This window comes from Gemmobacter megaterium (assembly GCF_900156815.1).
Classification (GTDB): domain Bacteria; phylum Pseudomonadota; class Alphaproteobacteria; order Rhodobacterales; family Rhodobacteraceae; genus Wagnerdoeblera; species Wagnerdoeblera megaterium.
The window spans coordinates 201501-215878 of the sequence record NZ_FTOT01000003.1 but is presented as its reverse complement, the minus strand read 5'-3'; the positions used below and the strand labels follow the sequence as shown (position 1 = coordinate 215878).

Annotated in this window: 11 protein-coding genes; 1 reads left to right on the top strand and 10 read right to left on the bottom strand. The window is 64.3% G+C overall.

What is annotated here, in order from left to right; all coding sequences use genetic code 11:
* Positions 1-2 precede the first annotated feature (2 nt).
* Both BW970_RS09665 and BW970_RS09660 read right to left on the bottom strand, forming a co-directional pair.
* The gene (locus BW970_RS09665) at positions 3-1052 is read right to left on the bottom strand and encodes an ABC transporter substrate-binding protein (protein WP_076530611.1); all 1050 of its coding nucleotides are present in this window, start codon (positions 1050-1052) and stop codon (positions 3-5) included.
* A 246-nt stretch (positions 1053-1298) separates the two neighbouring features.
* Positions 1299-2231, bottom strand: a complete 933-nt coding sequence (locus tag BW970_RS09660; protein WP_076530609.1) for a 2-hydroxyacid dehydrogenase — start codon at positions 2229-2231, stop codon at positions 1299-1301.
* A 178-nt stretch (positions 2232-2409) separates the two neighbouring features.
* On the opposite strand from BW970_RS09660, the gene BW970_RS09655 reads away from it, so the two are divergent.
* Positions 2410-3327 (top strand): LysR family transcriptional regulator, encoded by a 918-nt coding sequence (locus BW970_RS09655; RefSeq protein WP_076530607.1) that lies wholly within the window; start codon positions 2410-2412, stop codon positions 3325-3327.
* A 39-nt stretch (positions 3328-3366) separates the two neighbouring features.
* On the opposite strand, the gene BW970_RS09650 is transcribed toward BW970_RS09655, so the two are convergent.
* From BW970_RS09650 to pcaG, 8 genes are all read right to left on the bottom strand, one after another.
* A complete protein-coding gene (locus BW970_RS09650; RefSeq protein WP_076530605.1) occupies positions 3367-4179 on the bottom strand; it encodes a creatininase family protein in 813 nt (270 codons plus the stop codon).
* 12 nt (positions 4180-4191) lie between these two features.
* Positions 4192-5172, bottom strand: coding sequence for an ABC transporter ATP-binding protein (locus BW970_RS09645; protein WP_200799282.1), 981 nt, complete (start codon positions 5170-5172; stop codon positions 4192-4194).
* Positions 5169-7109: a dipeptide/oligopeptide/nickel ABC transporter permease/ATP-binding protein gene (locus tag BW970_RS09640; RefSeq protein ID WP_076530603.1), complete on the bottom strand. Its 1941-nt coding sequence runs from the start codon at positions 7107-7109 to the stop codon at positions 5169-5171. Before BW970_RS09640 ends, BW970_RS09645 begins: the two co-directional genes overlap by 4 nt.
* Positions 7106-8059 carry an ABC transporter permease gene (locus BW970_RS09635; RefSeq protein ID WP_076530601.1) on the bottom strand — a complete coding sequence of 318 codons (954 nt, stop codon included), beginning with the start codon at positions 8057-8059 and terminating at the stop codon, positions 7106-7108. Before BW970_RS09635 ends, BW970_RS09640 begins: the two co-directional genes overlap by 4 nt.
* Before the next feature lie 9 nt (positions 8060-8068).
* Positions 8069-9613 (bottom strand): ABC transporter substrate-binding protein, encoded by a 1545-nt coding sequence (locus BW970_RS09630; RefSeq protein ID WP_076530599.1) that lies wholly within the window; start codon positions 9611-9613, stop codon positions 8069-8071.
* A gap of 407 nt (positions 9614-10020) precedes the next feature.
* Entirely contained in the window at positions 10021-12201 is a 2181-nt protein-coding gene (locus tag BW970_RS09625; RefSeq protein WP_076530597.1) for a TRAP transporter permease, read from the bottom strand.
* Between the two features lie 106 nt (positions 12202-12307).
* On the bottom strand, positions 12308-13279 hold the full coding sequence (locus BW970_RS09620; RefSeq protein WP_076530595.1) for a TAXI family TRAP transporter solute-binding subunit: 972 nt from the start codon (positions 13277-13279) through the stop codon (positions 12308-12310).
* 429 nt (positions 13280-13708) lie between these two features.
* Complete coding sequence (gene pcaG / locus BW970_RS09615) at positions 13709-14320, bottom strand: protocatechuate 3,4-dioxygenase subunit alpha (protein WP_076530593.1); 612 nt, start codon at positions 14318-14320, stop codon at positions 13709-13711.
* Between the last annotated feature and the right edge of the window lie 58 nt (positions 14321-14378).

Here is a 14378-nt window from a genome sequence, read left to right as displayed (position 1 = left end):
GTTCAGTTGCCTGCCGAAATGATCTGGCGGCGCCAGATCTGCGTCCATTCATTGGTGACGGTCGCGGCCCAGGCCCAATCGACCGGCAGCATCTTGTCGAGATCTCCGGTGATGGTCCGGGCCTTGGCCTCGTCGCTGACCACGGCCTTGGCATTGACCGGGGCGTAGAACATCGCCTCGGTAAAGGCAGCCTGCGCCTCGGCCGACAGGACGTAGTTGATAAAGGCCAGCGCGGCGGCCTCGTTCTTGGCGCCCTTCACCAGGTTGATGGTGTTGATTTGCAGAATGCTGCCTTCGGACGGCACCATCACGCCCAGCTTGCCGCCGGATTCGATGGCATAGGTTTGCGACCGGGCGTTCCAGCCGGTGGCCAGATCCACGGTACCGTTCAGCACCAGCGTGTAGGAATCCGGCTTGGGCTCAAAGGTCTGGACCGATGGCGCCAGTTCGGCCAGCTTGGCCGTGGATTGTGCGATGGACTTCGTATAATCCTCGCCCAGCCAGGCCGAAGTGATGATGGACATGCCGGTTCCCAGGATCGACGGCATCGCGCTGACGGCGGTGCGGCCCGCATAGGCCGGATCCCAGAACGCGCCGATCGAGGTGGGAGGGGTTTTGACGTTTTCGGTGTTGTAGGTCACGACGAGGTTGTCAAAGGTAACAGCCGTGCCATAGCCCTCTGCCACAATCGCCTCGGGCAGCAGATCTGCGATGTTGGGCACGGTTTCCACCGTGATCGGGGCCAGCAATCCTTCGGTATTGCCGATCAGCGATGTGGAGACGTCGAACAGCACGACATCTGCCTGCGGATCGGCCGCCTGCGACCGCAATGCGCCGAGGATCTGCGACGAACCGGGCTGCGAGAAGAAGTTCACCTTGACGTTCGGATAGGCCTTCTGGAACGGCTCGATCACGGCAGCGGTGTATTTTTCCTGGAACATTCCGGCATAGGCCATGAACGTGATCTCGCCCGATACGTCGGTCGATTGGGCCAGCGCCGGACCGGCAAGCAGGGTCGAGGCAAAAAGGGCAGTCAGCAGGCGGGATGTCATGCGTAGGGCTCCTGTCGGATGGATGGACATGTTTGTTCGGCCGCGCGTGGCGGATTGGCGGGGATACTTGCGTATCCCGCGGGAGGTCGAAGGGCCGGGTTCAGGCGAGTCCGGTGAACGGGCCACCACGTTTCGCCGGGGGAATGGGGCGCCTTCCGGCGCACCAAGTCCAATCGAATTTCTTTGGCTCGGCTATCGAAGAAATTTGTCCGGACCGGCGGGCCGCACGGCCCGTGCCGTGTTGTGTCAGTACCCGCGTTCGACGTCGGCCAGATCGGGCACGGTTCCGGTTTCCTCGAAGATGCGGATGTTGCGCGCGATGATCTTGCTGCCCGTCGGCGCGTCGATCATCGAGGCGACATGCGGTGTGACAGTGATCCGCGAATGCGCCCAGAACGGATGTTCCGAGGGCAGGGGCTCGACATGGAACACATCCAGCGTCGCATGGGAGATCTGCCCGGATTCGAGCGCCAGCAGAAGATCGCCGTCAACCAGATGCGGTCCGCGTGCGGCGTTGATGATGCTGGCCCCACGCTTGAGGCGGTTGAAGACATTGGCATCCATGATGCCGCGCGTGCTGTCGGTCAGCGGCAACAGGCAGACGAGGATTTCGGTGCCTTCAAGGAATTCGCCAAAGCCGTCGCTGCCGGAATAGGTGGTCACGCCGGGCACATCCTTGGGCGACCGCGACCAGCCCACGGTCTGGAACCCGATGGTGGACAAGAGTTGCGCGGCAGCGGCGCCCAGATTGCCCAGCCCCATCACGCCGACGCGCCGTTCGGTCGCCGGGGGCACGATGATCGCCTCCCATTTCGACTGCGCCTGACTGGCTTGCAGATCGGGCAGGCGGCGGTGGTGGCGCAGCACATGCAGCGCGACATATTCCTTCATGCGCTGGGTCAGGTCGGTGCCCACGGTGCGGATGATCGGCACATGGCGCGGAACTTCGTGATCGTCGAGCACATGGTCGATCCCGGCGCCGATCGAGACAATGGCCTTGAGGTTGGGGAACTTTGCCATCTGTCCGGTGGCGGGGCGCCAGACGACCGCGTAAGTCACCTTTGCCGGATCCGTGACCTTGTCAAAGGGGGTGATCTCCCAGTCGGGCATCAGATCTCCCAGCATCTTGCACCACCATTCCGTCTTGTCGGCAGCGGGCAGCGAAACGGCGATTGTCATAGAGCGTCCTTGCAATGGTTCGGTGTTCCGGGTGTTTGGCGCGTGCCCAGGCCAGTGGCATCGCCGCCAGTTCCAAGGCATTTCACGGGAACTCTGCGCCGGGGTCAAAGCAAAAAAACTGGTGCGCGCCATAGATAGGTTTTATGGTCGCGCCAATGCGGCGGCGTGGGGCGATAAAGTGAACTTCAAGCAGCTCGAAGCCTTTTACTGGTTGTCCAAACTGCACAGTTTTCAGCGGGTTGCCGACCATATCGGCCTGACACAACCCGCAGTCTCTGCCCGGATCTCGGGGCTGGAGGACAGTTTCGGTGTGCCTTTGATTGATCGGAACGAGGCACTCTTTACCCTGACCGAACAAGGGCAGGAAGTTGCCGAATTCGCCGAGACCTTTCTGAACTTGTCCGAACAGCTTGCCACCCGGATGAAGCATGGACAAAAGCGCCGGCTGTCCATCGGCATGGTGGGCATGGTGACGACAACCTGGGGGCGCACCTTGCGCCGCAAGATCCAGACCGAGCGGCCGGGCGAGTTGGTGGATTTCGTGTCGGGCGGGAATGTGGAGCTGAACCCGCAGATCCGGTCCGGGGCGCTGGATCTGGCCTTTGTGACTGGCGAGGCAGGTTTGCCGCAGGTCGCCAACAGCTTTTCGGTGCATTACAGCGTGGGCTGGGTGGCACGGCCCGATGTGGTGGGCAATATCACCCGCCCGCTGACGCCCGACGAGATCCGGGAATTTCCGCTGGTGCTGTATCCGCGCGGGTCGCCATTGTACCGCCCGGTTGCGGAACTGATCGAGGAAACCCGGCGGCGCCCGAATGCCCGCCATACCGGCAACTCGCTGGGCATGATCTGCGACATGGTCCGCGCGGGCTATGGCGTATCGGCGGTGCCGCTGGTCGCGTTGGAGCGGGAATTGGCGACCGGCCTGCTGGTCGAGGTGCCTGCAACCGTCAAGCTGGCCCCGATGGATGTGCGCTGCGTGCACATCAACAAGGCCCGTCGTGTCCAGGCCGAGGCGATCCTGGCGCTGGCGCGGACAGCGGCCATCGAATGGTGCGCCGCGCATCCGCGCTACATGACATTTTCCGACGGTTGACCGGCGGGCCCTGCGGAGGTGCAGGGCCCGCAGATCCGCCTAGTGCGGAAAGCCCTTGGAGACGTGATCACGGATGAACCCCGCGCCGATTGCCGTTAGCCGTTCGACCAGCGCCTTGCCGGTTTCTGCCGACGAATGGATCGGATCGCCGCCCCAGACCCCATCGGGCGACGCCTCCAGCGCCTCGGTCGGCGCTTGCAGCTTGGCACCGGCATATTTCACCACCGCGTAGCCTGCCGCCTCCAGCCCCATGACCATCTGGTTCTTTGGCGGTGCGCGGCGCAGATCCAGCCGCAGGATCTCGGGGTAATAGTGCAGACCCACCGAGGTCAGCGGGTCGCCGCCATGGCCCGAAACGGCAGCGGCCTTTTCCGGCCCCAGGATGTCCTTGAGCAGTTCATAGCTGATCTGCCACAGGTACATCGAGGCAACGAACATCCCGTTCTGGCGCCGCCATTTCTGGCTGACCTCGTTGATGGCGCCGACATTCCCGCCATGGCCGTTGATCACCAGAAGTTTGGTCAGCCCATGGCGCGACAGACAGCGGAACATGTCATCCAGCACCGCCACCAGCGTGGATTGCGACACGGCGATGCCGCCATGGGTGGACCCGAAATAATCCTCGCCGCCAAAGGGGATGACAGGCGCGACAAAGGTCGGCACACCCTCGGCACGCGCGGCGCGGGCGATGTCCAGTGCCACGCGCTCGGCGGCCAGATAGTCACCCATCGGCGCATGGGTGCCCTGATCCTCCAACGAACCCATGGGCAGCAGGATCACCGCATCCTCGTTGAGGAACTGGCGCGATTCCTCGCTGGTCAGTTCGGCGATCTTCAGTTTTTCGGTCAGCATTGCAGTCAGTCCTTACAAGATGTCGTCACGGATGCAGGCCGTCATGCGCCCCTCGCCGGCCGGACGCAGGTCGGGCACGGCGGTGGCGCAGGCTGGCAAGGCATAGGGGCAGCGGCTGCGGAACACGCAGCCCGATGGCGGGTTGAGAGGCGAGGGGATCTCGCCGGTCAGGCGGATACGGTCGGGTGCCTTGTGCAGGCTCGGCTCTGCCGAGACGAGCGCAGCGGTATAGGGGTGGCGCGGGGCAAAATGCACCTGATCGGCGGGCCCCACCTCCATCACCCGGCCCAGATACAGCACCATCACCCGGTCCGAGATGAACCGCACGACGGACAGGTCATGGCTGATGAACAGCAGCGATACTCCGGTTTTCGCCCGCAGATCGGCCAGCAGGTTCAGCACCTGCGCCTGGATAGAGACATCCAGCGCCGACACCGCCTCGTCCGCCACGATGAACCGGGGCTCCACCGCCAGCGCGCGGGCAATGCCGATCCGCTGGCGTTGGCCGCCGGAAAACTCATGCGGGCGGCGGTCTAGGAATGCGGGGTTCAGCCCCACCATCTGCATCAGTGCCACCAGCCGCGGTTGACGTGCGGCGCCACGGTGCAGGCCATGGGTGTCCAGCGCCTCGGTCAGGGTGGCGCGGATGGTCTTGCGCGGGTCGAGGCTGGCGTAGGGATCCTGAAAGATGATCTGCATGTCCTTGCGCAGGCGGCGCAAATCCTCGGTCGGCAGTCCGGCCAGTTCGCGCCCGTCAAAGCGCATCGCCTGCGACTGCGAGTCGACCAGCCGCAGCACCGCCTTGCCGATGGTGCTTTTGCCTGATCCGCTTTCGCCCACCAGACCCAGCACCTCGCCGGGATACAGGTCAAAGCTGACATCGCGCAGCACCTGCATCATCTGGCGCCCGAACAGGCCGCGCTTGCCGGCAGGATAGTGCTTGTTCAGGCCGCGCACCTCCAGCAGGGGGCGGGTTGGGGTCATGTCGGTCATGCGGCCACCTCCTGGCCTTCGGGTGCGCGGATGCAGCGCACCGCACGTTCGCCGGGCCGCGGCTCCAGGTGAGGGCGGATCGTGGCACAAGCCTCGATGGCAATCGGGCAGCGGTCGCGGAAGGCACAGCCCGAGGGGCGCGCATTGGGCAAGGGCGGCGTGCCGCTGATGGCCTGCAACCTGTCGCCCCGCGCCGAATGCAGGGCCTCGTGCGAGGATGGCATCGATTCCAGCAGCGCCCGCGTATAGGGATGCAGCGGCGCGCGCAGCACCAGATCGGTCGGCCCCTCTTCGACCACCTGGCCGGAATACATCACCGCCACGCGGTCGGCGATGTCGGCGACGATGCCCAGATTGTGGCTGATGAACAGCAGGCTGAGGCCGTCGGCATAATCCCGGCGCAGGTCGCGCAGCAGTTCGATGATTTCCGCCTGGATCGTCACATCCAGCGCCGTTGTCGGCTCGTCCGCGATCAACAGGCGCGGTTCGCAGGACAAGGCCATGGCGATCATGACGCGCTGCCGCATTCCTCCTGACATTTCATGCGGATAGCCGTCGAACCGCCGCGCCGCCTCGTTGATGCCGACACGTTCCAGCAATGTGATCGCCAGCTTGCGCGCGGCCTCTGCCGACATGGGGCGATGCGCCTGGATCGCCTCGACCATCTGGGTGCCGACCTTGTGGACGGGGTTGAGCGATGTCATCGGCTCTTGAAAGATCATCGCCACATCATGGCCGCGGACCTGTTCCAGCTCGCGCGCGGTCAGTGTGGCAAGATCGACCATCTCGCCGCTTTTGCGCCGCAGCCGCAACTGCCCCGAGGATTGGCGGATCCCGCCAGGCAGCAGCCCCATCAGCGCCAACGAGGACAGGGATTTGCCCGACCCGCTTTCGCCCACCAGCGCCGTGCATTCATTGGCCCGCAGCCGCAGCGACACATCCTCGATCAGGGTGACGGGCGCACCGGGCAGGGCCAGATCCAGCCGCAGATCCCGGATTTCGGCCACGGTTTCGGGCGCATCGGCAACGGGGGTGTGTCCGGCGACTGCCGAGGCGATCGGGCGCGATACCGTATCCTTGCCGTCGCCTGCCCCGCCCTTGGGGTCCAGCGTGTCGCGCAGGCGGTCGCAAAAGAAGTTGATGGCATAGATCGTCAGCGTCAGCGCGATACAGGGGATCAGAATGCCCAGCGGATCCTGTTCCATGAACTGGCGGGCGCCGCGGATCATCTGGCCCCAGCTTGGGGCAGGCGGCACCACGCCCAGGCCCAGGAACGACAGGCCGCTTTCGATGGTGATCGCCGCCGCTGCCGTCAGCGAATACTGCACCGATACCGGCCCGGCGATATTGGGCAGGATGGTCCGCAACAGGATCCGCCGCGATGGCGTGCCAAGGGCGCGCGACGCCTCGACAAAATCCAGCGACGAGACGCGCAGCGCCTCGGAAAAGGCGATGCGGGCAAAGCTGGGGAAATACAGCACCGACAGCACCGCCACCAGAGTCACCGCACCGGGCCCGAACAGCGTGACCACCAGCAGAGCCAGCAGGATAGGCGGAAAGCACAGCACGATGTCGGCCATGCGCGTGGTGACAAACTGGAACGGGCCGCGAAAATAGGCGCCGATCAGGCCGAACAACGTGCCGACGATACAGGCGATGCTGGTGGCCACAAAGGCCACCGTCAGCGAAATCTGCCCGCCATACAGCACCCGCGCCAGCCGGTCGCGGCCGAATTCGTCCTGGCCAAGCGGATGCGCCCAACTGGGCGGCGACAACCGCTCGCGCACGGAAATGCGGATCGGGTTGGCATCGGTGATCAGCGGCGCGGCAAAGGGAATGATGATCAGTGCGGCCAGCAGCACACTGGGCACGATCATGCGGCGCGGAAAGGCCGCCGCAAGCCGGCGCCAGCCGGGGCGTTGGGCTTGGGGTGTCATTGCTGGCGGATCCGGGGGTCAAGGAGGGAATAGAGGATCTCGATCGCCAGGTTGATGGCGATAAAGATCGCGGCAACGGTCAGGATCACGGCACGCACCGACGGATAGTCGCGCTGTTCGACCGCCGAGACCAGAAACCCGCTGAGGCCCGGCCAGTTGTAGACAAATTCGACCAGAACCGTGGACCCCAGCAGGATCCCCAGTTGCAGGCCAACCACCGTGATCACCGGCCCCAGGGCATTGCGCAGGATGTGGCGGCGCACGACCAGACGGCGGCGCAACCCCTTGGCGGTCGCGGTGCGCACCCAGTCGTGGCCCCGCATTTCCAGGACGCTGGCGCGGGTCATGCGAAAGATGATGGTGGACAGATGCAGCCCCACCGTCAGCGCAGGCAAGACCAGCATCCGCAGATGCTGTACCGGATCCTGGGCAAAGGGCACATATCCCCCGGCGGGCAGCACGCGCAGGATCTGGGCAAAGAGATAGATGAACAGCGTTCCCACCACAAACCCCGGAACCGAGGTCAGCAGCGCATTCGCCGCCGATGCCACCACATCGAACCGCCCGCCAGCGTGCAGACCGGCATAGGTGCCCGCGGGGATCGCCACGGCCAGCGCGAACAGCGCGCCTGCAACGATCAGTTCCAGCGTGCGCGGCAGGCGCAGGCCGATGTTCTCCGCAATCGACGATCCGTCGATCAGCGAGGTTCCGAAATCGAACCGCAGGCTGGAGGTCAGGAAGTCGACATATTGCTGCCAGACCGGCTGATCCAGCCCCATGCGTTCGCGCACGGCGGCGATCTGTTCCTCGGTTCCGCTGCCGCCACCCGTGGCCAGAAGCAAGGCCGCCGGATCGCCGGGCACGATCACAAGAAGGGAAAAGATGATCGTGCCCACCACCAGCAACATGCCGGCAGCCGCAACCAATCTGCGAAACAGGAACGCCGCCATGCCCGATCCTCAGCCCAGCGTGGTTTCGTCGAGCGAATAGGTCGACGCGCCGTTCAGAAAGCCGGGGAACGAGGCAAAGCCCTGTATCCGGTTCGACATGGCATAGGCCTGCACCCGCCAGTTCAGCGGCACCTGCGGCACCTCCTCGAAATAGACGGTGTTCAGTTCCTGATAGATCGCCGTGCGCTTGTCCGGGTCGGTTTCGGCGCGGCCCTGATCCAGCAGGCTGTCGATCCGGTCACTCTTGAACCCGAAGGATTGCAGATAGGACGGGTTTGCCGAATGCAGCAGCGATGCGATGGAATCGGGGTCGTTGTAATAGCCCGAGGTGCCATGCACGCACAGGTCATAGCGCCCTTCGGTGCCCGCCGTCACGCGCGTCGCCCAGTCGGGCAGATCCAGCGTGGCGTTGATGCCGATCATTGCCAGATAGGCTTGCACCACCGAGGCGGTATCCTGGTGCATCCCGTAGGTGGCGGTTGCCAGCAAACGGCAATCGAAGCCGTTGGGATAGCCGGCCTCGGCCAGCAACGCCTTGGCGCGGTCCGGGTCATAGCTCCATTCGTGTTCGGGATCCGACAGATCGAAGGGCGACCCCTGCGGATTGGGAAAGCTGAACAGCGGCTCGCCCCGCCCGGCAAAGGCCGCATCGACGATGTCCTGCCGTTCGATGGCAAAGCCGACGGCACGGCGCACGCGCGGATCGGCGAACGGCCCTTGGGTCACGTTGAACAGCAAGAACATGTAGGGGCCAAGCGAGGCCGCCATCTTCAGCTTGTCCGACGCATCGACCGTGTCGAACTGCGACCAGGGCAGGTATTCGATGATGTCCACATCGCCCGCCTCCAGCGCCGCATAGCGCAGGTTTTCATCGGCATAGACAATAAAGCGGATCCCTTCGACCTTGGGCGTCCCGGCTTCGACGAAATCGTCGTTGCGCTCCAGTTCGATATAGACGCCGCGCTCCTGGGATTTCATCTTGAACGGGCCGCAACCGATGTAGTCTTCGCCCTGGCTCCCAGACCAGATGATCGGGCAGTTGAAGTTGGCGAACAGATCCAGCATCACCGCGCTGGGGCTGGACAGCGTGACGCGCAGGGTCAGGTCGTCGATCACCTCGATCCCGTTGATCATCGACAGATCGCGGCGCAGGAACGAGGACGAGCCGGGTTCGAGGATCTTTTCCAGCGACCATTTCACATCCCCGGATGTCACCTGTTCGCCATTGTGGAACCGCGCGCCGGGCTTGAGCTTGAACACGATGCTGGTGTCGCTTTCCCAGTCCCAGCTTTCGGCCAGTTCGGGCACCAGTTCCGAGGCGTTGTTATAGCCGGTCAGCCCGCGGTTCAGCATCAGCTTGACGGTGTTCGCCGCCGCGCCGGTGTTGTCCCATGGCTTGATGCTGGGCGGAAAGGTTGACAGGCCAAAGCGCAGCACGGTCGGGCCGGATTGCGCACGCAGCGCGCCGGGCATGGCCATGACGGTAAGGCCCGCGCCGAACCCCATCAGCACGGTGCGGCGGGTCGGTCCTGTGGTCAGAGAATGTCTTGTCATCGGGATCCCTTGTTGGCTGGCGTGAAGGGGCTGTTCGTCGCCTCTTGCTATTGCGCGGATCACACCAACGAGGGGGGGCAGTGTCCAATCGAAAATTCTTGCGCTGGCCATAAAGGGAATTGCACGCCGAAAACGCGCGGGCGGTGATCATATGAGAAGCAATGTGACTGAATGAACGAACCGGGGCGCATCGTACCCCGCGCAAGGCGGGGGACGCGCGCCACGATCGGCCCGTCCGCCCGAATGGGCCGACGACGCGGCGATCTGGAAAATCTCAGGAAGAATGCCTGGCGCGATCCGGGGGGCGTTGCAGGTGCCGCCTTGGCCCGCAGCGCCAGGGGCGTCGAAAATATCCTTGGGGCGCAAGGATATGAGCCGGGGGCCAGTCATGGCCCCCGGCGCGTGTGTTAGTCGGCACGGCCCTTGGCAAGGCTCGCGGGTGTGACCGTCTTGCGCTGCCACAGGAACAGGATCAGCGCCACCGACAGGCCGACAAGATCGGTGATCCAGCCGACAGAGATCATCGACATTGCGGCGCCGATCAGCACGATCCGCAGCACCATCGCCACCGGGCCGAAGAAATAGCCGATCACCCCGGCAGACAGCAGGAACATGCCCAGCAGCGCCGAAACCGTGGCATGGATGATGTCCAGCGCCTCGCCCTGCATCAGCAGTTCGTGCGAGCTGAAGAACATGAAGGGCACGATGAAGGCCGCGAGACCAAGCCGGAACGCCTCGACCGAGGTTTTCATCGGATCCGAGCCCGACAGCGCCGCCCCCGCATAGGCCGCAAGTGCGACGGGTGGGGTGATGGCGGACATGACCGCGTAGTAGAACACGAAGAAATGCGCCACCAGCACCGGCACGCCCAACGAGATCAGGCCGGGTGCCACAACCGCTGCGGCCACCGCATAGGCGGCTGTGGTCGGCATTCCCATGCCCAGCACGATGGAAATGCACATTGCAAAGAACATGGCCAGATACTGGTTCTGATCGGCGATCGTCAGCAGCAGGGTCGAGAACCGCGCACCGACGCCGGTCAGGGCGATGACCCCCACGATGACACCGGCCGCCGCACAGACCGCGACCATCTGGATCGACATTCTGGCGCCCAGTTCCAGCGCGCGGAAGATCTGTCTGGGGCCCATCTTGTGGGGCGTCAGCCAACTGACCATCGCCGCCGCGGCCATGCCCATTGCGCCGGCACGGATCACCGAATACCCGGCAAACAGGGTATAGATCAGGATGATGATCGGCAGGAACAGGTAGATCTGCTTGACCAGCACATCAAAGCGCGGCAGCTCCGACCGGGGCAGGCCCTTCATGTTCAGCTTCAGCGCCTGAAGATCGACCATGAAATACACCGATACGAAGTACAGCAGCGCCGGAATGATCGCCGCGACCACGATGTCGGTGTAGGGAATGCCCGTGACCTCGGCCATGATAAAGGCGCCTGCGCCCATGATCGGCGGCAGGATCTGCCCGCCCGACGAGGCCGTGGCCTCGATAGCGGCAGAGCTTTTCGGCGAATAGCCCACGCGCTTCATCAGGGGAATGGTCAGCGATCCGGTAGAGACGACGTTCCCGGCCGATGTGCCATTGATCATGCCCATCAGGCCGCTGGCAAAGACCGCCACCTTGGCCGGGCCACCCCGTGCCTGACCGGCACAGGCAAAGGCGAAGTTGACGAAATAATCCCCCACCCGCGACGCCTGAAGAAAGGCGGCAAAGACGATGAACAGGATGATATAGGTCGAACTCACCGCGATCGGGTCGCCCAGAACCCCCTGATCGGTAAAGATATAGGTGAAGAACCGTGTCGCCGTATAGCCGCGGTGGTTCAGAAAGCCCGGCAGCCATGGCCCGAGAAAGCTGTAGGCGATGAACACGCCGACGATGATCACCAGCGCCAGGCCCGTCAGGCGCCGGGTCAGCTCCAGAATAAGCATGACGCCGGTGACGGCCGCCCACAGGTCGCCGGGCTGCGCCATTGCCGTGCCTGCCCGCATCCGCAGGCCGCCGACCACGAACAGGATATATCCCAGCACCGCCACCGAGGCGAAACACAGCAGCAGGTCGGCAGGGTAGATCCGGCCCCGATCCCGCGAGGAAAACAGCCAGCCCGCGATGATCGCAGCCGCCGTCCCGCCCGCCAGCGGCAGGCCATAGGTGCGAAAGCCAAAGGCCGGGGGCATGGCAACACCAGCCAGCCACCATGACAGCCAGGCGTAGGCAACGATCACAAAGCCGTAACCGATACCCAGCGCCGCCACGGCCAACAGGGCAAGTTCAAGCGGGCCGTGACGGGTCGCCCCGTCCTGCGCCGTCTTGTCCTGCGTCAGGGCGGAGTAGGTCAGAAACCCGATCACCAGCCCGCCGCAGACATGGAACATGCGGTAGGCCCAGGTTTCCAGCGGATAGAGGACCATCACGGTCAGATGGAAAATGGTGTAGGCGGCGCACAGAACCGCAATCAGCATACCGATCCGGGCGCCGGGGTCGCGCTGGTTCGGGGCCATCGGCTCTTCATCGACGCCTTGCGCGATGACGGGCCCGGTTCCTGCCGCAGGTGCAGCATCAGCAGACATGGATGTTCTCCGTGAGATCGCGCCGCGCAAGGCTTTTCGGGGGCGGCTGCTCCGATCAGGATAGAAAAGGGCCGGGGGCCATCACAGACCCCCGGCCGACAAGCGATCAGCCGCGCAGTTCGGCGGGGATCTGGATGCCTTTTTCGTCGAAATACTTCACCGCACCGGGATGGAACGGCAGGAAGCCGTTCTTGTCGGCATTCTCGGGGATCGTCTCGGCCGCCGTCGCGTGGATTTGCAGCATGGCGGGGTTGTTTTCCATCACCAGCTTGGTGATTTCATAGGCTAGGGACTCCGGCATGTCGGCGTGGGTGATGGCAAAGTTCCACATCGCAACGGTGCCATGCCCTTCGGGGAAGCCCTGATACAGCCCGCCCGGAACCTCGAAGGCCGAAACCTCGGGCATCGCTTCCAGAATCTTGGCGCGCTGTTCTTCGGTAAAGCCGAAGATGTTCACCGGGTTTTCCGCCGCAATCTGGGCGAAAGCCGAAATCGGCACGCCTGCGGCAAAGGCGAAGGCGTCGATCAGCCCATCCTTGACCTGCCCGGTCGCATCATTGGCGCCCGAATAGCTGATCCGGGCCTCGACGCCCAGAACGTTGAAGAACCGGGGCCAGTAGGTGGCAGCGGTGCCGCCGGCGGGGCCGACCGAGACGCGCTTGCCCGCCATGCCGGTCACATCCTCGATCCCCGAAGACTTCAGCGACACTGCCTCGAACGGGGTCTGGTACATCGGGAACAGCGCGCGCAGCGAGGCATGTTCAACGCCGGGTGCCAGTTCGCTCTTGCCCGTCCATGCCTCGTAGGCCGGACCCATGGTCACCAGACCGATCTGGTGATCGCCGGTTTCCACCAGGGTCGCATTCTGAACCGGGCCGCCCGTCACCTCGGCAGATGCGTTGAGGCTCAGCGACTGGGTGATCAGGCCGGCGAGGCCGGTCCCGTAGATGAAGTAGGTGCCACCCTGGCTTGCCGTGCCGATGGTCAGGCTGGAGGGCCAGCCCGCGCGGTCTTGCGCATAGGCGGGCGACAGGCTGAACAAGGCCGCGGCGGTTGCGGCGGCGGTCAGGAAACGCATGAAATCCTCCCCGATTTCCCGAGGGCCGCGCGGATCCCGGACCTGCGCGGCCAGTTGAAGCTGATCCAGCTAGGGGCTGCCATGCCATCTGTGCAACGCCGTCATGCAATCTGTGCGGCGGAAAAGCCCCCTTCTGCCCAAGGAATGGGTGGATATCGTAACATCGGCATTCCTGGGTGGGTGATTTTCCCCCCATACACAGCGGAAACCCGCCTGAAAATCGTGCATCCGATGCTAGGGCCCGGCTTGCCTGTGCCCGAACCGGGAACGGGCTTTGCATATCGACGGGAGGCGCCGGGGGAATCACGCGCCAGCAGCAGACCGGCGGGACTGTTCCGTCGCCGCCCCCAGCCGGGTTGGCCGGGGTGTCGGCCTTGGCCGGCAGCGATCCGGTGATGGCCACGCCGTCGAGGCACGGCCTTGCGATGATCACACATCCATGAAAACGGTTTCGCCATCACCTTGCAGGCGGATGTCGAAGCGATACTGGCCGGGGGCGACTCGGCGGGCCAGCAGGGTTGCCCGACGATCCACCTGTTCGATCAGGTTCATGACCGGATCGGCGCTGTTGTCCTCGTCCTCGAAATACATGCGGGTGTTCAGCCCGACGTTGATACCCCGTGCCACGATCCAGACGTTGACCTGCGGCGCCATCATCCGGCCGTTGCGGCCCATGACGGGACCGGGCTTTACCGTGTCAAAGCGCCAGAGGCCGGTTTCGAAATCGGTGATGATGCGGCCCCAGCCACGAAAGCCCGGCGCCACCTGCGCATGACGCGGATCCTCGGGATGTGGATAGATGCCCTGGGGATCGGCGTGCCAGACCTCCAGCAACACATCCTTGACCGGGGCGCCGGTGCCATCCAGGACCAGCCCCTCGACCGAGATGCGGTTGCCCGGCACATCGGGGGCGGCGATGACCTGCCCCAGTTCCTGCCGGTAAATCTCGAACCCGGCCGCGCCCGGCGCCAACCCGATATGCACATAGGGACCAGCGGTCTGCGACGGCGATTCCTTGAGGTAGTTCAGCGGCTGCGGCATGGCTCAGACCCCTATCCGTCGCATAGTCGCGCCGGAAAGCCGGCGGTCACTTTTCCCG